24 protein-coding genes and 1 pseudogene are annotated in these 23,666 nt (G+C 70.4%); 22 read left to right on the top strand and 3 right to left on the bottom strand.

From position 1 onward, the window contains the following. Positions 1 to 59: 59 nt before the first annotated feature. The 12 genes and pseudogenes from nadD to holA all read left to right on the top strand — a co-directional run bounded on the left by nadD (position 60) and on the right by holA (position 12,306). The gene (nadD, locus tag RR1_RS09115) at positions 60 to 782 is read left to right on the top strand and encodes a nicotinate-nucleotide adenylyltransferase (RefSeq protein ID WP_051111163.1); all 723 of its coding nucleotides are present in this window, start codon (positions 60 to 62) and stop codon (positions 780 to 782) included. Then, positions 779 to 1,177: a ribosome silencing factor gene (gene rsfS / locus RR1_RS09110; protein WP_010838272.1), complete on the top strand. Its 399-nt coding sequence runs from the start codon at positions 779 to 781 to the stop codon at positions 1,175 to 1,177. The genes nadD and rsfS overlap by 4 nt, the downstream gene beginning before the upstream one ends. After that, positions 1,174 to 1,848, top strand: a complete 675-nt coding sequence (locus RR1_RS09105) for a histidine phosphatase family protein (RefSeq protein ID WP_010838271.1) — start codon at positions 1,174 to 1,176, stop codon at positions 1,846 to 1,848. Before rsfS ends, RR1_RS09105 begins: the two co-directional genes overlap by 4 nt. Next, the gene (gene octT / locus RR1_RS09100; protein ID WP_040773226.1) at positions 1,845 to 2,585 is read left to right on the top strand and encodes a diglucosylglycerate octanoyltransferase; all 741 of its coding nucleotides are present in this window, start codon (positions 1,845 to 1,847) and stop codon (positions 2,583 to 2,585) included. The genes RR1_RS09105 and octT overlap by 4 nt, the downstream gene beginning before the upstream one ends. Positions 2,586 to 2,588: 3 nt before the next feature. Beyond that, positions 2,589 to 3,452 (top strand): DegV family protein, encoded by an 864-nt coding sequence (locus tag RR1_RS09095; RefSeq protein WP_010838269.1) that lies wholly within the window; start codon positions 2,589 to 2,591, stop codon positions 3,450 to 3,452. Between the two features lie 346 nt (positions 3,453 to 3,798). Next, positions 3,799 to 4,713, top strand: coding sequence for a DUF8832 domain-containing protein (locus RR1_RS09090; protein WP_010838268.1), 915 nt, complete (start codon positions 3,799 to 3,801; stop codon positions 4,711 to 4,713). A 44-nt stretch (positions 4,714 to 4,757) separates the two neighbouring features. Next, positions 4,758 to 7,046: a heavy metal translocating P-type ATPase gene (locus tag RR1_RS09085; protein WP_010838267.1), complete on the top strand. Its 2,289-nt coding sequence runs from the start codon at positions 4,758 to 4,760 to the stop codon at positions 7,044 to 7,046. Positions 7,047 to 7,117: 71 nt separating this feature from the next. Beyond that, complete coding sequence (locus RR1_RS09080; RefSeq protein WP_010838266.1) at positions 7,118 to 7,342, top strand: heavy-metal-associated domain-containing protein; 225 nt, start codon at positions 7,118 to 7,120, stop codon at positions 7,340 to 7,342. 217 nt (positions 7,343 to 7,559) lie between these two features. Then, complete coding sequence (locus RR1_RS09075) at positions 7,560 to 9,020, top strand: MFS transporter (RefSeq protein WP_010838265.1); 1,461 nt, start codon at positions 7,560 to 7,562, stop codon at positions 9,018 to 9,020. Next, complete coding sequence (locus RR1_RS09070) at positions 8,995 to 9,750, top strand: helix-hairpin-helix domain-containing protein (protein ID WP_238558995.1); 756 nt, start codon at positions 8,995 to 8,997, stop codon at positions 9,748 to 9,750. The genes RR1_RS09075 and RR1_RS09070 overlap by 26 nt, the downstream gene beginning before the upstream one ends. Continuing rightward, a pseudogene (locus tag RR1_RS09065) lies at positions 9,645 to 11,204 on the top strand (ComEC/Rec2 family competence protein); the annotation flags it as partial. The gene RR1_RS09070 and the pseudogene RR1_RS09065, both read left to right, overlap by 106 nt. Positions 11,205 to 11,361: 157 nt before the next feature. Continuing rightward, positions 11,362 to 12,306: a DNA polymerase III subunit delta gene (gene holA, locus RR1_RS22855; protein ID WP_040773220.1), complete on the top strand. Its 945-nt coding sequence runs from the start codon at positions 11,362 to 11,364 to the stop codon at positions 12,304 to 12,306. Positions 12,307 to 12,423: 117 nt separating this feature from the next. Here the strand turns inward: holA and rpsT are convergent, their stop codons facing one another. Further along, positions 12,424 to 12,684: a 30S ribosomal protein S20 gene (gene rpsT, locus RR1_RS09055; protein ID WP_010838261.1), complete on the bottom strand. Its 261-nt coding sequence runs from the start codon at positions 12,682 to 12,684 to the stop codon at positions 12,424 to 12,426. A gap of 612 nt (positions 12,685 to 13,296) precedes the next feature. Between rpsT and RR1_RS09050 the strand changes: the two genes are divergently transcribed. The 7 genes from RR1_RS09050 (at position 13,297) to RR1_RS09025 (ending at position 19,438) form a co-directional block, all read left to right on the top strand. Further along, the gene (locus RR1_RS09050) at positions 13,297 to 14,841 is read left to right on the top strand and encodes a circularly permuted type 2 ATP-grasp protein (protein ID WP_174555416.1); all 1,545 of its coding nucleotides are present in this window, start codon (positions 13,297 to 13,299) and stop codon (positions 14,839 to 14,841) included. Continuing rightward, the gene (locus tag RR1_RS09045) at positions 14,828 to 15,802 is read left to right on the top strand and encodes an alpha-E domain-containing protein (protein ID WP_010838258.1); all 975 of its coding nucleotides are present in this window, start codon (positions 14,828 to 14,830) and stop codon (positions 15,800 to 15,802) included. Before RR1_RS09050 ends, RR1_RS09045 begins: the two co-directional genes overlap by 14 nt. Continuing rightward, on the top strand, positions 15,799 to 16,641 hold the full coding sequence (locus RR1_RS09040) for a transglutaminase family protein (protein WP_040773216.1): 843 nt from the start codon (positions 15,799 to 15,801) through the stop codon (positions 16,639 to 16,641). The genes RR1_RS09045 and RR1_RS09040 overlap by 4 nt, the downstream gene beginning before the upstream one ends. Positions 16,642 to 16,724: 83 nt before the next feature. Next, positions 16,725 to 17,498 carry an aquaporin gene (locus RR1_RS09035; RefSeq protein WP_010838256.1) on the top strand — a complete coding sequence of 258 codons (774 nt, stop codon included), beginning with the start codon at positions 16,725 to 16,727 and terminating at the stop codon, positions 17,496 to 17,498. Positions 17,499 to 17,612: 114 nt separating this feature from the next. Further along, a complete protein-coding gene (locus RR1_RS22850; protein ID WP_238558994.1) occupies positions 17,613 to 18,005 on the top strand; it encodes an SGNH/GDSL hydrolase family protein in 393 nt (130 codons plus the stop codon). Then, positions 17,914 to 18,483: a GDSL-type esterase/lipase family protein gene (locus tag RR1_RS09030; RefSeq protein WP_010838255.1), complete on the top strand. Its 570-nt coding sequence runs from the start codon at positions 17,914 to 17,916 to the stop codon at positions 18,481 to 18,483. Before RR1_RS22850 ends, RR1_RS09030 begins: the two co-directional genes overlap by 92 nt. A 58-nt stretch (positions 18,484 to 18,541) precedes the next feature. Beyond that, positions 18,542 to 19,438: an SGNH/GDSL hydrolase family protein gene (locus RR1_RS09025; RefSeq protein WP_010838254.1), complete on the top strand. Its 897-nt coding sequence runs from the start codon at positions 18,542 to 18,544 to the stop codon at positions 19,436 to 19,438. Here the strand turns inward: RR1_RS09025 and RR1_RS09020 are convergent. Beyond that, the gene (locus RR1_RS09020) at positions 19,425 to 19,985 is read right to left on the bottom strand and encodes a type II toxin-antitoxin system PemK/MazF family toxin (RefSeq protein WP_010838253.1); all 561 of its coding nucleotides are present in this window, start codon (positions 19,983 to 19,985) and stop codon (positions 19,425 to 19,427) included. The two genes, RR1_RS09025 and RR1_RS09020, sit on opposite strands and share 14 nt — an antisense overlap. 237 nt (positions 19,986 to 20,222) lie before the next feature. Between RR1_RS09020 and lepA the strand changes: the two genes are divergently transcribed. Both lepA and RR1_RS09010 read left to right on the top strand, forming a co-directional pair. Then, on the top strand, positions 20,223 to 22,037 hold the full coding sequence (lepA, locus tag RR1_RS09015) for a translation elongation factor 4 (protein WP_238558999.1): 1,815 nt from the start codon (positions 20,223 to 20,225) through the stop codon (positions 22,035 to 22,037). Between the two features lie 4 nt (positions 22,038 to 22,041). Beyond that, entirely contained in the window at positions 22,042 to 22,992 is a 951-nt protein-coding gene (locus tag RR1_RS09010) for an NAD(P)H-dependent flavin oxidoreductase (RefSeq protein WP_010838250.1), read from the top strand. A 6-nt stretch (positions 22,993 to 22,998) separates the two neighbouring features. Here RR1_RS09010 and RR1_RS22295 read toward each other — a convergent pair whose 3' ends face one another. Then, complete coding sequence (locus RR1_RS22295; protein ID WP_169847036.1) at positions 22,999 to 23,157, bottom strand: hypothetical protein; 159 nt, start codon at positions 23,155 to 23,157, stop codon at positions 22,999 to 23,001. A gap of 194 nt (positions 23,158 to 23,351) precedes the next feature. Here RR1_RS22295 and RR1_RS09005 point away from each other — a divergent pair, with 194 nt between their 5' ends. Next, positions 23,352 to 23,615 (top strand): hypothetical protein, encoded by a 264-nt coding sequence (locus tag RR1_RS09005; RefSeq protein ID WP_051111162.1) that lies wholly within the window; start codon positions 23,352 to 23,354, stop codon positions 23,613 to 23,615. Positions 23,616 to 23,666: the final 51 nt, after the last annotated feature.

The raw sequence follows: 23,666 nt of genomic DNA, 5'->3' as shown, positions 1-23,666 counted from the left end.
TAGGCTTGGCCGTCGTGGACACCGTGGGAAGGCAGCCCGAGCGCAGGCGCGTCGGCATCATGGGCGGAACCTTCGATCCGATCCATCACGGTCACCTCGTCGCCGCGAGCGAGGTGGCGCACCGGTTCGCTCTGGACGAGGTCGTGTTCGTCCCCACCGGCAGGCCCTGGCAGAAGGACTCGGCGGCCGTGAGTCCCGCAGAGGACCGCTACCTCATGACCGTCGTCGCGACAGCGTCGAACCCACGCTTCTCGGTGAGCCGCGTCGACGTCGACCGTCACAAGGTCACGTACACCGTCGACACGCTGCGCGATCTCCGGCGGCTGCACCCGGACGCCGACCTGTACTTCATCACCGGGGCCGACGCCCTCGCCAGTATTCTGTCGTGGCAGGCGTGGGAGGAACTGTTCTCGCTCGCGAAGTTCGTGGGTGTGTCGCGGCCGGGCTACGAGCTGCAGGCCGAGCACCTCGCGGAGCATCTCGATCGGCTGCCCGCCGATGCGGTGACGCTGCTCGAGATCCCGGCCCTCGCGATCTCGTCGACGGAGTGCCGCCGGCGTGCCCGCGAGGGGGCGCCCGTCTGGTACCTCGTGCCCGACGGCGTCGTGCAGTACATCTCGAAGCGCAATCTCTATCGCTCCGACAACGCCCGCACCGACGGCGAGACGACCATGTCCGGCCCGACCGCCGTGTCCGATCCGGGCGCATCCGAACCACCCCCGCTCCACGAGAGCACCGGCCTCGCAGGCTGGAACCCGCAGACACAGGAGATCGAAGAGTGAGTGCAACCCCCGAAGCGATCGAGATCGCGGCCGCGGCAGCGCGTGCGGCCGACGCGAAGCTCGCCACCGACGTCGTCGTCCTCGACGTGTCCGAGCAGCTCGTGATCACCGACTGCTTCGTGCTCGCGTCGGCGCCCACCGAACGGCAGGTCGGCGCGATCGTCGAGGCCGTCGAGGACGCGCTGCGCGACATCGGGCACAAGCCGGTGCGCCGCGAAGGCACCCGCGAGGGCCGATGGGCGCTGCTCGACTTCGTCGACGTCGTCGTCCACATCCAGCACTCCGACGAGCGCAACTTCTACGCACTCGATCAGCTGTGGAAGGACTGCCCCGAGATCGAGGTGTCCGGTCTCGGCGAGCAGAACCCCGACCGGCCGCAGGACTCCGGGCAGTGACGTCCGCGGGAGACCGCGTCCGCCGGCTGATCCTGCTGCGGCACGGGCAGACCGAGTACAACGCGGGCAACCGCATGCAGGGACAGCTCGACACCGATCTGTCGGCGAAGGGCCGCGATCAGGCCAAGGCGGCGGGCGAGGCGATGGCGGCGCGGGCGCCGCTCGCGATCGTGTCGTCCGATCTGCGGCGGGCCTACGACACCGCCGTCGCCGTCGCCGACGCCGTCGGGCTGCCTGTCGAGACCGACGAGCGACTGCGCGAGACCCACCTCGGCGACTGGCAGGACCTCACCCACACCGACGTCGACGCACGCTGGCCCGGCGCCCGCATCGCGTGGCGCGCCGACGCCGAGGCGGCACCGCCCGGCGGCGAGAGCCGGCTCGACGCGGCCCGGCGCAGTCGCGCCGTCGTCGACGATCAGCTCGCGTCCCGGACGCAGTGGGGTGCGGGCGAGCGGCCCGGCGCACCGCTGCTCCTCGTCGCGCACGGCGGCGTCATCGCGGCCCTCACCGCGTCGCTGCTCGATCTGCCGGTGGACCGCTGGCCGGTGCTCGGTGGTCTCGGCAACACCAGCTGGGTCCAGCTCGCCGCGCACGGCGACGGCCCCGATCCGCACTGGCGCCTCGACGTGTGGAACGCGTCGGCCGACGTCGCCGGCGACGTGCTGTGACCGTTCGGGGGGCGCGTCCCACACTGCTCGTGCTCGGCGACTCGCTCGCGTACTACGGGCCCGAGGGCGGCCTGCCCGCGGACGATCCGCGGATCTGGCCGAATCTGGTCGCCGCGGAGCTCGGCTGGGACGTCGAACTCGTCGCGCGGATCGGCTGGACCTGCCGCGACCTGTACTGGGCGCTCACCCAGGACCCACGAGTGTGGGCCGCCGTGCCGCGCGCCGGCGCGGTCGTGTTCGCCACCGGGGGCATGGACTCGCTGCCGTCGCCACTCCCGACGGCGCTGCGTGAGCAGATCCGCTACCTGCGTCCGCCCGCGCTGCGTCGTGCCGTCCGGTCGGTCTACGGCCGGTTGCAGCCGCGCCTCGCGCCGCTCGGCTGGCCCGTCGCGCTGCCGCCGCGCGTCAGCGTCGACTACCTCGAGCAGGCGCGGACCGCGCTCGCCCACCTGCGGCCCGAGCTGCCCGTCGTCGCGACGCTCCCGGCGGTCCATCGCGCCGAGGCGTACGGCCGCATCCACGCCGGCCGGGCGCCGGCGGTGCAGGCCACGAGTGCATGGGCGGAGTCCCACGGGCTGCCGCTCGTCGACCTGGGTGAGGCTGTCCGGCTCGACATCGTGTCCGGCAGTGCGAACCCCGACGGCATCCACTGGGGCTTCGACGGGCACACCGCCGTGGCGTCGGCCGTGCTCACCGCGCTCGACGCCACGGCCCCCGCAACGGCTCGGGCGGAGTGATCCGTGCCGGTCGTCGTCGTCACCGATTCCTCGTCGTCGATCCCGGCGGACGTCGCGCAGCGCTGGGGGATCGAGGTCGTCCCGCTGCACGTCCTCGTCGACGGGCGTGACGTGCGCGAGGGAGTCGACGACGTGCCCGCCGATCTGTCGTCGGCCACCACGTCCGGCGCCTCGCCCGCCGAACTGCGCGAGGTCTACGCGGCGGCGCTGGAGCGCAGCGGCGGCGACGGCGTCCTCGCTGTCCACCTGTCGCAGCAGCTCTCCGGGACGTGGCGCGCCGCGACGACGGCGGCCGACGAGTTCGCGGGCGCCGTCCGCGTCCTCGATTCCCGCTCGATCGCCTACGGCCTCGGCTACCCGGTGCTCGCCGCCGCCCGCGACGCCGCGGCCGGTGTGGCACTGGGCGAGTTGGCCGAGCGCGCCGCGACCCACGCTGCGGCGGGCTGCTGCTTCGTGGTCGTGGAACGGCTGGATCAGCTGCGGCGAGGCGGGCGCATCGGCACCGCTGCGGCGCTCGTCGGAACGGCGCTCGCGATCAAGCCGGTACTGCATCTCGACGACGGCAAGCTGGTGCTGCGTGAGAAGGCCAGGACGTCGTCGAAGGCGCTGACCCGGCTCGTGTCCGTCGCGGCCGAGGCCGCGCGGGGCGCGCACGGCCGGGTCGAGCTCGCGGTGCAGCACGTCGCCGCACCCGAACGGGCGGCCGACATCGCCCAGCGCCTGGAGCAGGCACTCGACGGCGAGGACGCCTCGGCGCCGATCGTCGCCGACATCGGCGCGGTCGTCGGCACGCATCTCGGGCCGGGCGCCGTCGGGATCGTGGTCGTCCCGGGCGAGTCCGGATTTCCGCCGCACCGGGCTCGGTAACTTCCCGGCCGCGTGCCGGCGTCGTCATCGCGGCCGGCCGAGTGCCGGTTCCCCCCCACGCACCCGGCTGTGCGCCGGTAGCCGAATCCTGCGCGTCGGCGTGCGGTGCTCTCCTACTCCGTCCCGTCCGGCGGGACACTCCTTGCAAATATACCCCTATGGGGTACAGTGGCGACCATGTCAGAGATACCCCATAGGGGTATTAGGTCATAGGCGTCGTCGACGACGCCGGACCGATGCGACCGATGCCCGCCACGGCGACGGTTCGCAGCGGAACCACCGAGAGGACAGCACCGATGGGCACCACGAACACGACGGACGGGAACCTCGATTCCGGGAGCCCGCGATGAGAACACCTGTGAAACTCGGTGGCTATGTCGCCGCGGTCGCCGCAGCGGCGGGCCTTGCCTTCGGAGTCGGCACCGCAGTCGGCCCGATCGCCGTCGATACCCCCACCCACCACTCGAGCGGAGAAGACATGACGAATCCCCACGCCCATCGCGGAGCCGAGGAGCACGCGGCTCCCGGCGGTCTGCAGGTGTCCGAAGCCGGTTACACGCTCGACCTCGAGTCCAGGATCCTCGACGCGGGGACCAGTGAGGTCGCCTTCCGCGTCACCGGACCGGACGGCGCAGCCGTGACCGCGTTCGACCGTTCACACGAGAAGGAGCTGCACTTCATCGCGGTCCGCCGTGACACCACGCAGTTCCAGCACGTGCATCCGGTGATGGACGACTCGGGGACATGGCGGGCCGACGTGGACCTCACCCCCGGCGACTGGCGATTCTTCGCCGATTTCCAGCCAGAGGGCGAGGACGCGATGACGCTCGGCGTCGACGCCGCCGTGGCCGGCGACTACGTTCCCGATCCGCTGACAGGGGAGACGCGGGTCGCTCACGTCGACGGATACGACGTGGCGCTCGGCGGTGAACTGGTCCCCGGGGAATCCCGCGAGATCACGCTGACCGTGACGAAGAACGGCGAACCGGTCGCAGATCTCCAGCCCTACCTCGGTGCGTACGGCCACCTCGTGGCACTGCGCGTCGGGGACCTCGGCTACCTGCACGTGCACCCCGAGGGAGAGCCGAGCGACGACACCGGCGGCGGTCCGGAGATCTCGTTCGCCGCGACCGCACCCTCGGCGGGCGCATACCGGCTGTTCCTCGATTTCCAGCACGACGGTGTCGTCCGCACCGCGGACTTCACGCTCGATGCGACCGCGGGTGGCCAGGAATCCGCCGACCACGGCGAGCACGGCTGACGCCACGGTTCACACGCACACTCACACGAAACGAAAGGATCGACATGACGAGGGCGATCGACGACGCGACGTCGTCCACCGCTGCAGGCAACCGAGTCGAGTTGGCGATCGGTGGGATGACCTGTGCGTCGTGCGCGAACCGGATCGAGCGCAAGCTGAACAAGCTCGACGGAGTGAGTGCGACGGTCAACTACGCGACGGAGAAGGCGAAGGTCGTCTACGAGGACACCGTCGCCGAGTCGGATCTGCTCAGGGCAGTGGAACAGGCCGGGTACACGGCCGAATCGCCACGACCCGAGACGGGCTCGGAACCCACCGATTCCGGTGACGACGACGGCCCCGTCCGGGCGCTGCGCAGCCGGGTGATCATCTCGGCCCTGCTCACCGCTCCGGTCGTCGCGATGGCGATGATCCCCGCACTGCAGTTCACCTACTGGCAGTGGCTGTCGTTGGCGCTCGCCGCGCCGGTGATCGTGTGGGCGGGTCTGCCCTTCCACACGGCCGCGTGGAAGAACCTCCGGCACGGTACAGCGACGATGGACACCCTCATCTCGATGGGTACCGGCGCAGCCTTGCTGTGGTCGCTGTACGCGCTGTTCTTCGGCACGGCGGGCGAGCCGGGTATGACGCACCCGTTCGAGATCACGATCGCTCGCAGTGATGGTTCCGCCAACATCTATCTCGAGGTCGGCGCGGGTGTCATCACGTTCGTCCTGCTGGGCCGCTACTTCGAGGCGCGTTCCAAGCGCCGAGCGGGCGCCGCACTGCGCGCGCTGCTCGAGCTCGGGGCCAAGGAGGTCTCGGTTTTGCGCGACGGGCGTGAGGAGCGTATCGACATCGATCAGCTCGTCGTCGGCGATCACTTCGTCGTCCGCCCAGGCGAGAAGATCGCCACCGACGGGCGCATCGTCGAGGGAGCATCCGCAGTCGATGCGTCGATGGTCACCGGCGAGTCCGTCCCGGTCGAGACCGGCCCCGGCGACGCCGTGGTCGGAGCAACCGTGAACGTCGGCGGGCGACTGGTGATCGAGGCGACACGCATCGGCTCGGACACCCAGCTGGCGCAGATGGCACAGATGGTCGAGGACGCTCAGAACGGCAAGGCCGATGCACAGCGGCTCGTCGATCGCATCTCCGGAGTGTTCGTGCCGATCGTGATCGCGCTCGCCTTCGTCACGTTCGGCTTCTGGGCCGGGACGGGCGGAGCCGTCGCGGCCGCGTTCACCGCGGCCGTCGCCGTCCTCATCATCGCGTGCCCCTGTGCTCTCGGACTCGCCACACCGATGGCGCTGATGATCGGCACCGGTCGAGGGGCCCAGATGGGCATCCTCATCAAGGGTCCCGAGGTGCTCGAGACGACCCGCCGCGTCGACACCGTCGTGCTCGACAAGACCGGCACCGTCACCACCGGGCAGATGACATTGCTCGACGTCGTCGCGGACGAGGGTGTGGATGCAGACGAGTTGCTGCGGCTCGCAGGTGCGCTGGAGAACGCATCCGAGCATCCGATCGCCCGGGCGATCGCCGAGGGCGCAGCAGCGCGCGTCGGTGAGCTGCCCTCGGTCGAGGACTTCGCCAATGTGGAGGGCCTCGGCGTGCAGGGCATCGTCGGCGACGGTGACGAGAGCCGGGCAGTGGTCGTCGGTCGGGTGCGCCTGCTCGAGGACTGGGCACAGTACCTGTCGCCCCCACTCGCCGCGGCGATGGACGCCGCGGCGGCACAGGGGAGGACGGCGGTCGCCGTCGGCTGGGACGGGAAGGCCCGCGGTGTGCTCGTCGTCGCCGACGCGATCAAGCCGACCTCCGCGGACGCGATCACACAACTCCGCGAGCTCGGCCTGACCCCGGTGCTGCTCACGGGAGACAACGCGAAGGTGGCCGCGGCGGTGGCGGCCGAGGTCGGGATCGATCCCGATCAGGTGATCGCGGAGGTGATGCCGTCCGACAAGGTCGACGTCGTCGCGCGCTTGCAGTCCGAAGGCAAGTCGGTGGCGATGGTCGGCGACGGCATCAACGACGCGGCAGCCCTGGCCCGGGCCGACCTCGGGCTGGCAATGGGAACCGGTACCGACGTCGCGATCGAGGCGTCCGATCTCACCCTGGTCCGGGGTGATCTCCGAGCTGCGGCGGACGCGATTCGGTTGTCCCGGAAGACTCTCGGCACCATCAAGACGAACCTGTTCTGGGCGTTCGCCTACAACGTCGCCGCGCTGCCGCTCGCGGCAGCCGGTCTGCTCAACCCGATGCTCGCGGGTGCGGCCATGGCGTTCTCCTCGGTGTTTGTCGTCTCGAACAGTCAGCGCCTGCGGCGATTCGAGTCGTCGGCCACCTGACGCCCGCTCCCCGAACCCGAATCCACGACCTCCGGACGACATGCGTCCGAACACAGAGAGAAGGAACACTCATGTCCGTCAGCGCCAGTAGCGACAACACCTACACCGTCTCCGGTATGACGTGTGGCGGTTGCGCCGGCAAGGTCACCGTCGCCGTCGAGCGGATTCCCGGCGTGCTCGGTGTCGACGTCGATCTCGCCGTCGGCGGGATCACGCTCACCACCGACGGCGCCGTCGGCGACGACGCCGTGCGCGATGCCGTCGAGCAGGCGGGCTACCGGCTCGCCACCGACTGACACTCGCGGGTGCGGCGTCTGCGCCGACCTGCCTGATCCGTGCCCCCGGGCGCTCGCGTCACCGTCTTCGGTGACCGCGAGTCGACCGGGGGCACGGTCGTGTCGTGACCGGACCGCGCGGCCGTCGAGCACCGTCGTAGGAATACCCCCAGGGGGTACATCGGTTGTGCGGTTACCCCACTGCGGTTACCCCACGACGAGAACGGAGGGATCGGCCATGGGACTACTCGCGCTCCGCGATTTCCGGCACCTGTTCGGTGCACAGGTGATCGCACTGTTCGGCACCGGGCTTGCCACGGTCGCCCTCGGCCTGCTCGCCTACGAACTCGCGGGCCCCGACGCAGGCGCTGTGCTCGCGACGGCACTGACGATCAAGATGCTGATGTACGTCCTGATCGCTCCCGTCGCCGCCGCCTACGCAGACCGGTTGCCGCGGCGGCTCTTTCTGACTCTGCTCGACGTCGTCAGGGCGGCTGTGGTTCTCGCGCTGCCCTTCGTCACCGAGACCTGGCACATCTATCTGCTGGTGGGCCTTCTCCAGGCGGCATCGGCGGCGTTCACTCCGACGTTCCAGGCCGTCGTTCCCGACATCGTCACCGACGACGCGCAGTACACCCGCGCGCTGTCGGCGTCACAGGTCGCCTACACGATGGAGAGCCTGCTCAGCCCTGTCGTCGCAGCGGTCGCACTGCTGTTTCTGACGTTCGATCGATTGTTCCTGGGTACCTCGATCGGGTTCGTGATCTCCGCGCTGCTCGTGCTCTCGACGCGTATCCCGAACGCCGCCGCCACCGGGCGTGCGGGAGCGTGGGATCGGGTCGCCTCGGGAATCCGGGGCTTCGTCCGCACGCCGGCTCTGCGTGGAGTCATGGGCCTGAACCTCGTCGTGGCAGCGGCTGGCTCGATCGTCGTGGTCAACACCGTCAATCACGTCCGCGACGGACTCGGCGGCACACAGACCGATGTCGCGTGGATGCTCGCCGCGTCCGGCGGCGGCACCCTGACGATCGCACTGCTCCTGCCTCGTGTTCTCGACAGGATCAGCGAACGGGTCGTGATGACGACCGGAGCGGGTGTCCTCCTCGTCGGTGTCGGCGCCGCGGTGGCGATGACGACGACGCAGCTCGCGTCCGCAGCCGTGACGGCCGCGATCTGGGTGGTCATCGGCGCCGGCATGGCGCTGATCGTCACTCCGACGGGACGAGTGATCCGTTCGTCCACTCCGGCGCAGGGAATGCCTGCAGCGTTCGCGGCCCAGTTCTCGCTGTCCCATTCGGCGTGGCTCGTGACCTACCCGATCGCAGGGTGGCTCGGGACCTCACTCGGGCTCGGGGTGGCGTGGTCGTTGCTCGCGGCGCTCGCCGTGGCCGGAACGATCATCGCGGTGATCGTGTGGCCGAGCACCGTCGCGGTTCGGGAGTGCGGCGGGGTCGCGCGGAGAGTACGGCACCGCCGACACGCTCCGAATCGATCCACAGCTCGGCCTCCGTCCACAGCGAAGGCTCGTGCGACGGGGCGGGCACGGTGCGAGCCCTTAGCGTCTGCCCATGGCAACGACCGAGCACGCCCGCGATCGGCTCGAACGCGCGACCCGAGACGAGCCTCCGCGCGCCGACTCGCCGTCGGTGGAGCCGACCGCACCGGCGGCGCCCATGTGGTTGCTCGACCGGGTACGTGATGCGGACGACGACGCCGACGGCGAACTGCGGCCGACGCGTCCCCGGACGCGGTGGGACACGGGCCGGCGAGGCAGCGCGATCCTGGTGCTCGTCGCGGTCGCGGCAGCCGCGGTGACCTACCTGTTCGTGTGGCGCGACTCGCCGACGTCGGCCGCGGTGCCACCGCTGGTCGCGACGGCCTCGCCGCCGACGGCTGCCGAGGCCGGGGAGACCGCAGAGTCGACGAGTGGGGCGGGCCCCGCTGCCGCGCCCTCGCCGAGCGAGTCGCCCGTGTCGGTCGTCGTCAGTGTCGTCGGTCTCGTCCACGCACCGGGACTCGTGACGCTGCCGCCCGGGTCGCGGGTGGCCGATGCCGTCGACGCCGCGGGCGGCACGCGCGAGGGCGCCGACACCGTGGGCCTCAACCTCGCACGCCGCGTCGAGGACGGCGACCAGATCCTCGTCGGAACCCGCAGCGAGCCGACGTTGCCGCCGAGCGCCGTCGTCACCGGCGACGGCGCTGTCGGGGCTGCGGAGGGTGGTGGGGGATCCGCAGCGGGACCGGTGAACCTCAACTCCGCGAACGCGACCGAGCTCGACTCGCTGCCCGGAGTCGGGCCCGTGACGGCGGCGGCGATCCTGTCGTGGCGCACGGCCAACGGCAGGTTCACGTCGATCGATCAGCTCGCGGAGGTCGACGGCATCGGCCCGGCCCGGCTCGAACGACTCCGTCCGCTCGTGACGGTGTGACGGCCGCAGACGACGATCGCGGCGCGCCCGAGTTCGACGCACGCGCCGTTCCGTTCGCGCTCATCGCATGGGCCGTCGTGGGATTCGCGCTCGCCGTCGATCCGCGGCCGGTGCTCGTCGTCGTGGCAGCCGTCGCGGTCTGCGGTGCACTGGCCGGCCTCGTCGAGGGCCTTCGTGCGCACGCCCTCCGCGTGGTGGCGGTGGCGCTGTTCGGGGTCGCCGTCGCGGTCGGTGCGCTGGTCCGGGTCGACGCGGTGCGCGAGCATCCTGCGGCCGAACTCGCCACTCGCGGTGCGCACGTCGAGATCGACGCCGTCGTCACGTCCGATCCGAGGCGTACGGGCGGCGGTGTGTTCCAGGTGATCGGCGCGGACCTGCGCGTCGTGCGGCATCACGACGCCGAGGTGCGTGGCCGCGGGGCGATCGTCGTCACGAGCAGCGACCGCGGTTGGGCCGATGTCGGTCCCGGCACCGTGGTGCGCTTCGACGCCTCGCTCGCGGCGGCCACCCGGCCGGATCTCACCGTGGCGGCTGCGCGTGCTCCGGACGCACCGCGGATCCTCGCGCCGCCGCCGTGGCATCATCGGGCGGCGACGGCGCTTCGTGAGCGGTTCGCCGAGGCGTGTGCGGCGGGGCTGTCGGCCGATCCCGCGGGCTTGTTGCCCGGACTCGTCGTGGGGGACACCTCGCACCTGTCGGTGCGGGTGCAGCGGGATTTCACGGCCGCGGGGCTCTCGCATCTCACGGCCGTGTCGGGTGCGAATGTCAGCATCGTGCTCGGCGCGGTACTGTTGCTCGTGCGGGTGCTCGGTGTGCCGCCGAGGCTCGGTGCGGTTGCCGCGGGAATCGTGTTGTGCGCGTTCGTGTTCGTCGCTCGGCCCGATCCGAGTGTGCTGCGGGCGGCGGCGATGGGAGCGATCTTGTTGCTCGCTCTCGTCGTGGGGCGTCGCCGGCAGGCGTTGCCGGCGCTCGCGGTGTCGGTGACGGCATTGGTGATCGTGCGTCCCGAGTTGGCGACGAGTTGGGGTTTCGCACTGTCGGTCGTGGCGACGGCGGGCCTGATCGTCGTGGTGCCGCGTTGCGTCGAGCGTCTGCGGGAGCGCGGGTGGCCGCGGGCGCTCGCGGAGGCGGTGGTCGTCGCCGTCGTGGCGGGTGTCGTGACTGCGCCGCTGATCGCGGCGATGTCGGGGACCGTCTCGCTGGTGTCGATGCTCGCGAATCTGCTCGTGGCGCCCGTCATCGCGGCGGTGACGATCGTCGGGGCGATCACGGCCGTCGTCGCCGCGGTCGACGTGGGTGCGGCGCGGTATCCGGCGGCGCTCGCGGAGTATCCGTTGCGGTGGGTCGTCGCGGTCGCCGAACAGGCGGCGGTGACGAAGGGTGCTGTGCTGCAGGTGCCCACCGGTCTCGCGGGTGGGCTGTGGACGGTCGCAGGTCTCGTGGCGACGGGAGCGATCGTGTGGTGGTTGCTGCGGGCGGTGTTCGGAGTCGGGGTGTCCGGCGGTGTCGGCGGTGCATGGCAGGATCGGGTGTGTGAGTTCTCGTTCCTCCGGGCCGCGCCGGGCATCGGCACCGGGATCCGTCACGTCGGGATCCGACAGCGTTCATCTCGTGCTGGGCGACGACGAGCTTCTCGTCGAGCGCGCGGTCTCCCGCGTGATCGGTGGGGTCGACGGCAGCGCGAGCCCGGCAGCGGGAGCCGCGGCGATCCCGGTGACCCGCATGCGGGCCGGTGACGCGTCGTCGTCCGAGCTCACCGAACTGCTGAGCCCGTCGCTGTTCGCCGAAGAGCGGGTGATCGTGCTCGAAGCCGCGGGGGAGGCGGGCAAGGAGGCGGTCGACGTCGTCACGACCGCCGCCCAGGATCCGCCCGAGGGCGTGGTGCTCGTCGTCGTCCACAACGGTGGTGGCCGCGCGAAGGCGATGGCGGGCACGCTCGAGCAGCTCGGCGCCACGGTGCATCACTGCGGCAAGCTCGGGATGGGCGAGCACGCGGGATTCGTGCGCGCCGAGTTCTCGTCGCACGGGGTGCGGGTGTCACCCGACACGGCCGTGGCACTCGTCGATGCCGTCGGGACCGATCTCCGCGAACTCGCTGCCGCGTGCTCGCAGCTCGCGGCCGACACCGGCGGCAAGGTCGACGTGGACGCCGTCGGGCGCTACTACCGCGGCCGCGCCGACGTCACGGGCTTCCAGGTCGCCGAACGCGCCGTCTCGGGTGACGTCGGCGGTGCGCTCGAGGCGCTGCGCTGGGCGCGCCTCGGTGGCGTGCCGCACGTTCTGCTCGCCGACGCGCTCGCCGACTCCGTCCACTCGATCGCGAAGGTCGCCCCCGCGGGGCGCGGCGACCCGTATCGGCTCGCGCCGTCACTCGGCATGCCGCCGTGGAAGGTCAAGAAGACCCAGGCCCTCACCCGCGGCTGGAATCCCGCGTCCGTGGGCACGGCGCTGCGGATCGTCGCTGCGCTCAACGCCGACGTCAAGGGTGCGGCAGCAGATCCCGACTACGCGGTCGAGACCGCCGTGCGTCGCGTCGCGTCGCTCCGGGCTCGCTGACCGCGCCGCTCGCTCGGCGATTCACCACGACTCGCACGCCTTTCACCACGACGAGAGCCCCGGGACATCATGTCCCGGGGCTCTCGTCGAGAGTGCTACGGCCGTGTGGCCGCGTCGTCAGAGCTTGCCGACGAGCTGCGCGAGCGCAGACTTCTTGTTGGCAGCCTGGTTCTTGTGGATGACGCCCTTGGTGACGGCCTTGTCGAGCTTGCGGCTCGTCGACACGAGGAGCTCGCCGGCCTTGTCCTTCTCGCCGGCCGCCGCCGCCTCGCGAAGCGAGCGGATCGCGGTGCGCAGCGAGGACTTCGCCGACTGGTTGCGCAGACGGGCCGCCTCGTTGGTACGGATCCGCTTCTTCTGGGACTTGATGTTGGCCACGCGTGAATATCCTGTCGTCTCGAACTGATTCCGAAGTCCCGAGCTCGATACTCGAGGCCCCGCGTCTTCTGTCTGTGTCTACGGGAGTGACGGCTGCCGTCACCGTGTACGTCACACGCGCACCCGACCACCGATGACGAGCCCTACCGAGCCCGAACCGGGGGATTGCGCGCGTGAACGCCGCACCGACTCGTCAGCATACCAGCGGTTCTCCGCACGGTTCAAACGGCCGCGCCTCGGCACCGCCGGTGTGCTGCGCGGATCGCCCGTGTCCAGCCGACCCGGCCGGATGGAGGCAAGATGACGCCCATGGCATCCACGGCGTCCAAGGCTACTGCCGCGAGCGCGCGGTCCGGTAGGAGTCGCGCAGGGACGAGCACGACCTCCCGCAAGAACGGTTCGGCCGCGGCCGGCGAGAGCGACACCGGTCGCGGAGCGTCCGCGGACCGCAAGAAGACCACGAAGGCGACCTCGAAGGCGGCGGGGCCGGCGACGTCCACGACGCGAGCGACGCCGCGCACGCGCCGCTCGCGGTCGGCGGCGAAGGACGCCGCGGCGTCGATCTTCGACGGCTACGGCGACATCGATCACTACGCCCGCGCGTACGACGAGATGTTCGACGCCGACGGTTCCGTCCGTGCTCCCTATCGCGGCGTCTACAAGGCCCTCGAAGCGAACGACCGCGACGACCTCGCGGCGCGCGCCGAAGCGCTCGGCCGCGCCTTCGAGGACCAGGGCGTGACGTTCTCGCTCTCGGGGCAGGAACGGCCGTTCCCACTCGACCTCGTGCCGCGGGTCATCGCGGCGGCGGAGTGGACGAAGGTCGAGCGCGGCCTGAAACAGCGTGTCCAGGCACTCGAACTGTTCCTCGACGACATCTACGGCGAACGCCGGATCCTGCGCGATCGCGTGATCCCGAAACGGCTCGTGACGTCGTGCGCGCACTTCCACCGGCAGGCCGCGGGCATCGTCCCGCCGAACGGTGTGCGCATCCACGTCGCGGGTATCGACCTCGTCCGCGACGAGAACGGCACCTTCCGGGTCCTCGAGGACAATCTCCGGTCGCCGTCGGGTGTGTCGTACGTCATGGAGAACCGGCGCACGATGACACGGGTGTTCCCCGATCTGTTCATGTCGCATCGCGTGCGGTCGGTCGCGGACTACTCGGCACAGCTGCTGCGGGCGCTGCGCGCGTCGGCGGCGCTCAACGAGGCCGACCCGACGGTGGTCGTCCTCACGCCCGGCGTCGCCAACTCCGCGTACTTCGAGCATTCGCTGCTCGCGCGGCAGATGGGTGTCGAACTCGTCGAGGGCCGTGACCTGTTCTGCCGCGACAACATCGTCTACATGCGCACGACCGAGGGCGAGCGCCAGGTGGACGTGATCTATCGCCGCATCGACGACGAGTACCTCGATCCGATGCAGTTCCGCCCCGAGTCGGTGCTCGGCGTCGCGGGGCTGCTCAACGCCGCGCGCGCCGGCAACGTCGTCATCTCGAGTGCCGTCGGCAACGGTGTCGGCGACGACAAGCTCGTGTACACCTACGTCCCCGAGATCATCGACTACTACCTCGGTGAGAAGCCGCAGCTCGCGAACGTCGACACGCTGCGGTGCTGGCTCGACGACGAGCGCGAGCACGTCCTCGACCGGCTGGACGAACTCGTCGTCAAGCCCGTCGAGGGTTCCGGCGGATACGGGATCGTGTTCGGCCCCGAGGCGTCGCAGAAGGAACTGCGCACGGTCGCGCGCAAGATCCGCGCCGACCCTCGTGGCTGGATCGCACAGCCCGTCGTCCAGCTGTCGACCGTCCCGACCCGCACGGGCGGACGGCTCGCGCCGCGTCACGTCGACCTGCGTCCCTTCGTCGTCAACGACGGCGACGACGTGTGGGTGCTGCCGGGCGGGCTGACCCGTGTCGCGTTGCCGGAGGGGTCGTTCGTGGTCAATTCGAGCCAGGGCGGTGGCAGCAAGGACACGTGGGTGCTCGCCTCCCGCACGTCCGACGACGAGCGCGAACTCGCGGGCGACGAGCTCGTCCGTGAGGCCGTCGAATCGGAGGCCGCCGAACAGGGCCCCGAGCTCACGACGTCGCAGCAGCAACAGCAGCAACAGCAGGGCAGGACCGAGGGGGAGGCGATCATCGATGCTCGCGCGTAACGCCGAATCGCTGTACTGGATCGGGCGATATGTCGAACGCGCCGACGACATGGCGCGGATTCTCGACGTCGCGGTGCACCAGCTGCTCGAGGACGCCACGATCGACGTCGATCACACGTCGCGGCGGCTCCTGCGCGTGCTGGGGATCGCGGAGCCGGAATCCGGTGAGCTGGATGTCCGTTCGCTGACCGACCTCGTCGCGTTCAGCCGGAATCAGGTCGGCTCGATCCGTGACTCGCTCGCGAACGCCCGCGAGAACGCCCGTGGCGCACGGGAGGTCACGTCGAGCGAGATGTGGGAGTGCCTCAATGCCACGTACAACGCACTGGCCGAACGCGAGCGCGCGTCCCGGCGGCTCGGCCCGCACGAGTTCTTCCGCTTCGTCGAGGAGCGGGCCGCGATGTTCGCGGGGCTCGCGGACTCGACGCTGAGCCGCGACGACGGCTATCGCTTTCTGCTGCTGGGCCGTTCGATCGAGCGGGTCGACATGCTCGTACGGATGCTGCTCTCGCGTGCCGGAGACCGGCCGTCGTCACCCGCGTGGGTGACGGTGCTGCGCTCGGCCGGCGCGCACGACACCTATCTGCGGACGTACCGGGGTGCGCTCGACGCGGGCCGCGTCGTCGAGTTCATCCTGCTCGACCGGCTTTTCCCGCGTTCGGTCTTCCACGCCTTGCGGCAGGCCGAGATCTGCCTCGACGAGCTCGATCAGCAGCCCGACAGCCGCGTGGGACTGCGGGCCGAGGCGCAGCGAGTGCTGGGCCGGGCACGCAGCGAACTCGAGTTCCTGCCCCCGGGCGTGCTCCTCGAGGACCTGCAGGAACGGCTGATCGGCTTGCAGCACACGTGCCGTGAGCTGGGTGAAGCGATCGCCCTGCAGTACTTTCACGCCGCGCCGTGGGTCGCCTGGACCGACGCGCGTGCGATCGATCTCGACATCGTGGCGGAGGGTGGGCTGTGAGCTGGCGGCTACGCGTGGAGCACACGACCGGATACGGGTACGACGCACCGGTCACCTCCTCGTACAACGAGGCGCGGCTGACGCCTCGTTCGGACAATCGGCAGACGGTGATTCTCTCTCGCGTGGAGACGAATCCGGCGACGCGCTCGTTCCGGTACTCCGACTACTGGGGTACGGCGGTGACGGCGTTCGATCTGCACGCGCCGCACCGCGAACTCGAGGTCGTGGGGCTCTCGGTCGTCGAGACCGACGAGCCCACCGAGCCCGAGGAGGACGTGACGTGGGACGACCTCACGAGCGAGGACGTCGTCGACCGGTTCAACGAGCAGCTGTCCTACACGCGTTACGTTCCGGCCGATCGCGCACTGTCGGCTCTCGCACGCGAGCTCCGAGGCGGCCGCACACCGGTAGAGGCCGTGATCGCGACATGTGATCGCGTCTACGAGGAGATGGACTACGTCCCCGGCGCGACGGCGGTGCACACCTCGGCGGTACAGGCGTGGAACGAGCGCAAGGGCGTCTGCCAGGACTACGCGCATCTGACCCTGGTCCTGTTGCGCAGCATGGGGATTCCGAGCCGTTACGTCTCGGGCTATCTGCATCCCAAGCCCGACGCCGTGATCGGCGACACCGTCACCGGCGAATCCCATGCGTGGATCGAGGCGTGGACGGGTTCGTGGTGGGGCTACGACCCGACCAACGCGAAACACGTGGGGGAGCAGCACGTGACGATCGGTGTGGGTCGTGACTACTCGGATGTGCCGCCGCTGCAGGGGATCTTCTCGGGTGGCCGGGCAACCGACCTCGAAGTGGTGGTGAAAATCACCCGACTGGCCTAGGTCCCGGCGTAAGGTCCTCCCAGAGCCGCATCGAGCGCGGTCCGAAGTGTTCCGGGAGGATCTCACGGCGGAAGGTGGCATCCATGTCCACTGCTCAGGAAATCGACGAAGCGACACCGATCTCCGCTGGGAAGAAGTACGCGGCCGAGTGTCTGGGCACGTTCCTGCTGGTGTTCATGGCGGTCGGGACGGCGGTCTTCGCGGGTGACGAGGTCGGCAATCTGGGAGTCGCTCTGGCGTTCGGCTTCTCGCTGCTCTTCCTCGTCTACGCGATCGGCCCGATCTCGGGCTGTCACGTCAATCCCGCGGTGACGGCCGGTTTCCTGGCGATCGGCCGGGTGGGGATCGTCGAGGCGGTCGGTTACTGGATCGCGCAGTTCGTCGGTGGTCTCGTCGCCGGTCTGTCGCTGTTCGCGATCGCGCAGTCGCTTCCCGCCTACGACCGGGCCGCCGACGGGCTCGGCGCGAACGGCTGGGGCGCGCACAGCCCGTCGGCGATCGAAGGCCCGCTGGGTGGTGTTCTCGAACACGGGTACGGCATCGGCGCGACGATGGCGATCGAGATCGTGCTCACCGCGGTGCTGGTGTTCGTCGTGCTCTCCGCGACCGACCGGATCTCGGAGATCCCGCAGGCGGGCCTCGCGATCGGCATCACCCTCGCGACGATCCACCTCGTCGCGATCCCGATCGACAACACGTCGGTCAATCCGGCCCGCAGCCTCGCGGTCGCGTTCTACCAGGACGGCGCGCTCGGCCAGGTGTGGCTGTTCATCGTCTTCCCGCTCATCGGCGGTCTCGTCGGCGCTTTCGTCTACCGCGCCCTGTTCGGGCGTTTCGGGGACCGCATCCACGTGTGACGGTGCCCTGCGGCATGATGGCCGCGGCGTCGCATCGGGCGGCGCCGCAGCCAACTGCCGAGGGGGAATGGCTCGATGATCCGAGGCCGGTGGACGGGGTCGACCCGAACTGTCGTGGCGATGGGAGCGTGCCTCGCGGCACTCGTCGCGGGTGGTCCCGTAGCCGTCGCCTCGGCGAACTCGGACTCGGGCACCACAGACGAGCGGCCCAGCCTGGTCGCCCTCGGCGACTCGCGTGCGGCGGGCCCGTTCATCGATCCGCTCTCGCACGACGACTTCTGCATGCGCTCCGAGCAGAACTACGGCGCCGTGCTGGCCCGGCTGATCAGCGCCCGCAGCTACACCGACGTCACGTGTATCGCGGCGAAGTCCGAGAACATCGTGGATACGCCGCAGCGCATCGGGACCACGGTGCGTGCCCCGCAGGTCGAGGCGCAGCCCCGACACCGACATCGTCACGATCAGCATCGGCGGCGTCGACTCGAATCACGTCGTCGTCACCCGTGAGCACTGCGCATCGCTCGCGCCCGGCGTCGACCGGCGGTGCCGCGACGACGCACAGACCCAGCGCGACGCCGAGGAGGGCATCGCGAAGGCCCGCCCGAAGATCGACGGCGCGATCGCCGCGGTGCGCGACCGTGCGCCGAACGCCAGGATCTTCGTGGTCGGTCACGGCGGCGCGATCGGTGAGCGCGGCTGCTGGCCGTCCATTCCGTACTCGGACGACGACGCGCGCTTCCTCACCGGCTACTTCGATCGGTTCAACGACATCTACCGCGAGTCCGCCGCAGCGCACGGTGCCGAGTTCGTCGACATCGGTGCCGCCACGGTCGCGGGCGGGCACGACCCGTGCGCCGCGCCCGAGGACAAGTGGTTCGAGGGCCTGATTCCCACGTCGTCGGCGCAGCCGGCGCACTTCAACGCTCGCGGCATGGCCGCGGTCGCCGACATGATCGCCGAACGGCTCGGCGTCGAGACGCGCTGACCCCGTCGTCCGACCGTCGTTCTTTCCGGCCCGTCACTTCCAGCAGGGGGATTCCTTCATGGCTCGTCGCTTCTCGGCCCGCTCCGGCGCGGGGGCGGTCGCCGCGGCGCTCGCACTGTTCGTGGCGGCAGGGTCGGCCACGGCCGCGCATGCGGATCCGGCGCCGACCGGCCCGTCCTATGTCGCGCTCGGCGACTCGCGCGCCTCGGGGCCGCTCATCGAGGCGAGCGAACACCGCGACTTCTGTCTCCACTCGCCGAACGCGAACTACCCCGCGAAGCTCGCCGCGCAGGTCGGTGCGTCGTCGTTCACCGATGTCACGTGCTCGGCGGCCAAGCCGTCGCACGTGATCGACACTCCGCAGTTCGTGGGGACACGGACGGCGCCGCCGCAGCTCGACGCGCTCTCGCCCGACACCGAACTCGTGACGCTGAGCATCGGCGGCGGCGGATCGAATCATCTGCCGGTGTCGTTGCTGTGTGCCGCACCCGTCCCAGACTTCGACGGGGGGTGCCGCGACAATCCGCTCGCGGAGCGGCTCGCAACCGAGGGCATCGAGAAGATGGCGCGTGAGGTCGATGCCGTCGTCGGGGCGATCGTCGCGAAGGCGCCCGACGCGCGGGTGTACGTGGTGTCGCACGGCGGCACCGTCGGTGACCGCGCGTGCTGGCCGATCCTGCCGGTGGGCGAGCAGGACGCGCCGTGGCTGCGCGACTATTTCGACCGGTTCAACGACATCTACGTGCGTGCCGCCGAGAAGTACGACGTCGAGTACATCGACATCGCGACGGCTGCCGTCGAGGGCGGTCACGACGGCTGCGCACCGACCGGCGAGCGGTGGTTCGAGGGCATCGTGCCGCGGTCGCCCGCGGAGCCCGCACACCCGAACGAGCTGGTCATGTCGGCGATCGCCGACATGATCGCCGCCGACTACGCGACCGTCACGTCCAGCTGAAGTCCCGCCGCAGCCGCTCGGCGATACGGTCGAACGCCGCCTTGTCCATGACGGCACCCTCACGGCGGATGCCGGCCTCGGGCACGTCGAGCACGCGATCGAGCCGGACCCAGCTGGGCCGGCGCTCGGCGTCCCACGGGCCCGGGCCGATGCCGAGCCAGTCGGGATCGCCGTCATGGCGCGCCTGCGACGACAGCATGAGTCCGAGCAGGGTGGTGCGGTCGCGCCCGACGACGAGCACCGGGCGGTCCTTGCCCTGGGTCGGATCGTCCTCGTAGGCGACCCACGTCCAGACGATCTCGCCCGGATCTGCCTGGCCGTCGAGGTCGGGTGCGTACTCGACGTGGCGCGCGCGGTGCGCCGTCGGTGCCGAGCCGGACGCGACGGGCCGGCCCGCGGGAACCGTCGAGGTGGACGCGCCGCCGGTGAGGACGCCCGCGGCCTTCTGGAGCGCGCCCGAACGCTGCAGCTGATCGACGATGCGCGGACCGTTCTCGCGCGCGAGCTTGCCGAGAGTGCGGCCCAGAGCCTGCCAACGTGACGCCATGACAGAAGTCTAGGACGCCCCGGCCGATGTTCCGGGTGGTGCGGACCGGTACCGGCAGCGCCGAGGGGCACGGTCTTGGATATTCTGGAGTTCGTCCCGACACCACGCTTCCGGTGACTTCGCACGTCCGCGCTCGCGCACCGTCGTCACGGCGCACCGACGCCGCGAAGTATCGACCAGGTCAGGAGATCGACCATCAGCAGCTTCGCCGACACGACGTTCACGGATCCGGCCAGGATCCGTAACTTCTGCATCATCGCGCACATCGACCACGGCAAGTCGACGCTGGCCGACCGGATGCTGCAGCTGACCGGGGTCGTCGAGGAACGGCAGATGCGGGCGCAGTATCTCGACCGCATGGACATCGAGCGCGAACGTGGCATCACGATCAAGGCGCAGAACGTTCGGCTGCCCTGGACGGTGACGCGTGACGACGGCACGACCGACGAGATCGTCATGCATCTGATCGACACGCCGGGTCACGTCGACTTCACGTACGAGGTCTCCCGCGCACTCGAGGCCTGCGAGGGCGCGGTGCTGCTGGTCGACGCCGCGCAGGGTATCGAGGCGCAGACGCTCGCGAATCTCTACCTCGCGCTCGACAAGGACCTCACGATCATTCCGGTCCTCAACAAGATCGATCTGCCCGCCGCCGATCCCGAGCGCTACGCGGCGGAGATCGCCCACATCATCGGGTGCGAGCCGTCGGACGTGCTGCGCGTGTCGGGCAAGACCGGTGAGGGCGTCGGGGAACTGCTCGACGAGGTCGTGCGCCAGATCCCGCCGCCCGTCGGCGATGCCGATGCGCCCGCCCGCGCGATGATCTTCGACTCGGTCTACGACACGTACCGCGGCGTCGTGACGTACGTGCGCGTCGTGGACGGCAGGATCATGCCGCGCGAGAAGATCAAGATGATGTCGACGGGCACGCAGCACGAGCTGCTCGAGGTCGGCATCGTCTCTCCCGAACCGAAGGCGTCGGCCGGGCTCGGCGTCGGCGAGGTCGGCTACCTCATCACGGGCGTCAAGGACGTGCGGCAGTCGAAGGTCGGCGACACCGTCACGACGGCCCGCCGCGGCGCGGAGCAGCCCCTCACGGGCTATCGCGAACCGCGGCCGATGGTCTATTCGGGGCTGTACCCCCTCGACGGCTCGGACTACCCGGATCTGCGCGAGGCGCTCGACAAGCTGCAGCTCAACGACGCGGCGCTGACGTACGAGCCGGAGACGTCGGTCGCGCTCGGGTTCGGGTTCCGGTGCGGCTTCCTCGGCCTGCTGCACATGGAGATCACGCGCGAGCGGCTCGAGCGGGAGTTCGGGCTCGACCTCATCTCGACCTCCCCGAACGTCGTGTACCGCGTCGTCGAGGAGGGCGGTGAGGAACGTCAGGTGACGAACCCGTCCGACTGGCCCGCCGGCAAGCTGCGCGAGATCTACGAGCCCGTCGTCAAGGTGACGATCATCGCGCCGAGCGAGTTCATCGGCCCGATCATGGAGCTGTGCCAGTCGCGGCGCGGTGAGCTCGGCGGGATGGACTACCTCTCGGAGACGCGCGTCGAGCTGCGCTACACGATGCCGCTCGCCGAGATCATCTTCGACTTCTTCGATTCGCTGAAGTCCCGCACGCGCGGCTACGCGAGCCTCGACTACGAGGAGGCGGGCGAGCAGTCCGCGGAACTCGTCAAGGTCGACGTCCTGCTCCAGGGCGAGCCGGTCGACGCGTTCAGCGCGATCGTCCACAAGGACGCCGCGTCGGCGTACGGCAACAAGATGACGACGAAGCTCAAGGAGCTCATCCCGCGCCAGCAGTTCGAGGTGCCGGTGCAGGCTGCGATCGGCTCGCGGATCATCGCGCGCGAGAACATCCGGGCGATCCGCAAGGACGTCCTCGCGAAGTGCTACGGCGGCGATATTTCGCGTAAGCGCAAGCTGCTCGAGAAGCAGAAGGAAGGCAAGAAGCGCATGAAGACGATCGGCCGCGTCGACGTGCCGCAGGAGGCCTTCGTCGCGGCGCTGTCGTCGGACGCCGGTGGCGACAAGCCGAAGAAGTGATCGCATGACCGCGACGTGGCTCACGGAGACCCTCGGGATCGAGATCCCGGTGCTCGGCGCGCCGATGGCGGGGCGAGCGGGCGGCGCCCTGGTCGCGGAGGTGACGCGCGGCGGCGGGCTGGGAATGCTCGGTGCGGGATACGTCACGGCCGAGTGGCTCGCGCGAGAGGCCGCGGTCGCCCGTGAGGCGGGGCCGTTCGGGGTAGGACTCATGGTGTGGTCGCTCGACGAGGACGACGCTCCACTCGACGCCGCGCTCGACGAGCGCCCGGCGATCGTCTCGCTCTCGTTCGGTGATCCCGCGCCGTACGTCGATCGTGTGCACGCCGCCGGCGCGCTCGCGCTGGCACAGGTCAACACGCCCGCCGACCTCATGGTCGCCGAGGCGGCCGGCGTGGACGTCGTCGTGGCACAGGGCGCGGAAGCGGGCGGTCACACGGGCGGCGTCGCGACGCTGCCGCTGCTCCAGCAGGTCCTCGACGCAACGCAGCTGCCGGTTCTCGCGGCCGGCGGCATCGCGACGGGACGTGGGCTCGCCGCGGTGCTCGCGGCGGGCGCGCAGGGTGCGATGGTCGGGACCGCGCTGCTCGCGAGTCCCGAGACCACCGGGCCCGAGTACGCCGTGGGACGTCTCCTCGCGGCGGACGCCACCGACACCGTCTACACCTCGGTCTTCGACCGCGCCCGTGCGCTCGAATGGCCGCACCGATGGGGCGGGCGAGCCCTCGTGAACCGCTTCACCCGGACGTGGCACGATGCCGCCGGGGCCGGGCCGATCCCCGACGCCGAGGCCGACGAACTGCGCGGCGACTACGACCCCTCGGACCCCGACCTCGGCGTCGTCTACGCGGGTCAGGCCGCGGGATCGGTCACCGAGACGCTGCCTGCAGCGGACGTCGTCCGGCGGATCGGTGCCGACGCGGACGCGCTGCTCGCGCGCATCGGGCGGCCCTGACCGCCGTCAGTCCGGCGGATCACCGATCCCCAGCATCGACAGCAGCATGCGGCAGTCGTCGGTGCCGTTCGAGTGCAGCGCGACGACGCGCTGGGCCTTGCGGACCTGATCGGTGTCGAGTTCGACGTCGGTGACGTCGACGTCGGTGTGCTCTGCCTGCGACATGGCATCCCCTTCCGTGGAGCGCTCACCGTCTTTCGAGAATTGTGCGCGTTCGCGGGGTGCCCGGTGTGGGAAAACCTGCATCCGGCGAATGCTCGCGTCTCGATCAACCGTGCGGCGATTCGCGGGATTCCCGGTGCGCACGGCGGTGGGGTGGCCGCGGCGTACCGGGTGCCGCGGAAGCTACAGTGGTCGGCGTGGATCGGATCGCGGGCTGGTGGGACGGCCTCGAGCTGTGGATCGTCGGACTCGCGTTCGTCCCGCAGGTCGCGCTCGTGCTCGTCGTCGTCGTGCCGCTGTGTGCGCTCGGGGCGTGGCTGCTCGATCGCGTGCTCGCGGCGGTTCTCGTCGCGCTCCGGCGTGGACCGGACACCGCACCCGATCCCGACACCGTCCCGGACGACGAGTCCGGCGACGCCCCCGTCCCCGACACCGCCGCCGCCCCGGCGAAGGAGAGCTGATGCCGCGCTCACGAGTCACCCTGGCGCTGATCGCCCTCCTCCTCCTCGTCG

The organism is Rhodococcus rhodnii NBRC 100604, assembly GCF_001894925.1.
GTDB lineage: Bacteria > Actinomycetota > Actinomycetes > Mycobacteriales > Mycobacteriaceae > Rhodococcus_F > Rhodococcus_F rhodnii.
The sequence above is the reverse complement of the archived record's forward strand: the minus strand, read 5'-3'. Positions and strand labels throughout refer to the sequence as shown.

Coding starts and splice junctions, on each gene's coding strand:
- nadD (WP_051111163.1), top strand. CDS start 60: ATGGGCGGAACCTTCGATCCGATCCATCACGGTCACCTCGTCGCCGCG.
- RR1_RS09090 (WP_010838268.1), top strand. CDS start 3,799: ATGAGAACACCTGTGAAACTCGGTGGCTATGTCGCCGCGGTCGCCGCA.
- RR1_RS09085 (WP_010838267.1), top strand. CDS start 4,758: ATGACGAGGGCGATCGACGACGCGACGTCGTCCACCGCTGCAGGCAAC.
- RR1_RS09080 (WP_010838266.1), top strand. CDS start 7,118: ATGTCCGTCAGCGCCAGTAGCGACAACACCTACACCGTCTCCGGTATG.
- RR1_RS09075 (WP_010838265.1), top strand. CDS start 7,560: ATGGGACTACTCGCGCTCCGCGATTTCCGGCACCTGTTCGGTGCACAG.
- RR1_RS09070 (WP_238558995.1), top strand. CDS start 8,995: ATGTGGTTGCTCGACCGGGTACGTGATGCGGACGACGACGCCGACGGC.
- RR1_RS09050 (WP_174555416.1), top strand. CDS start 13,297: ATGTTCGACGCCGACGGTTCCGTCCGTGCTCCCTATCGCGGCGTCTAC.
- RR1_RS09045 (WP_010838258.1), top strand. CDS start 14,828: ATGCTCGCGCGTAACGCCGAATCGCTGTACTGGATCGGGCGATATGTC.
- RR1_RS09035 (WP_010838256.1), top strand. CDS start 16,725: ATGTCCACTGCTCAGGAAATCGACGAAGCGACACCGATCTCCGCTGGG.
- RR1_RS09025 (WP_010838254.1), top strand. CDS start 18,542: ATGGCTCGTCGCTTCTCGGCCCGCTCCGGCGCGGGGGCGGTCGCCGCG.
- RR1_RS09020 (WP_010838253.1), bottom strand. CDS start 19,985: ATGGCGTCACGTTGGCAGGCTCTGGGCCGCACTCTCGGCAAGCTCGCG.
- RR1_RS09010 (WP_010838250.1), top strand. CDS start 22,042: ATGACCGCGACGTGGCTCACGGAGACCCTCGGGATCGAGATCCCGGTG.
- RR1_RS22295 (WP_169847036.1), bottom strand. CDS start 23,157: ATGTCGCAGGCAGAGCACACCGACGTCGACGTCACCGACGTCGAACTC.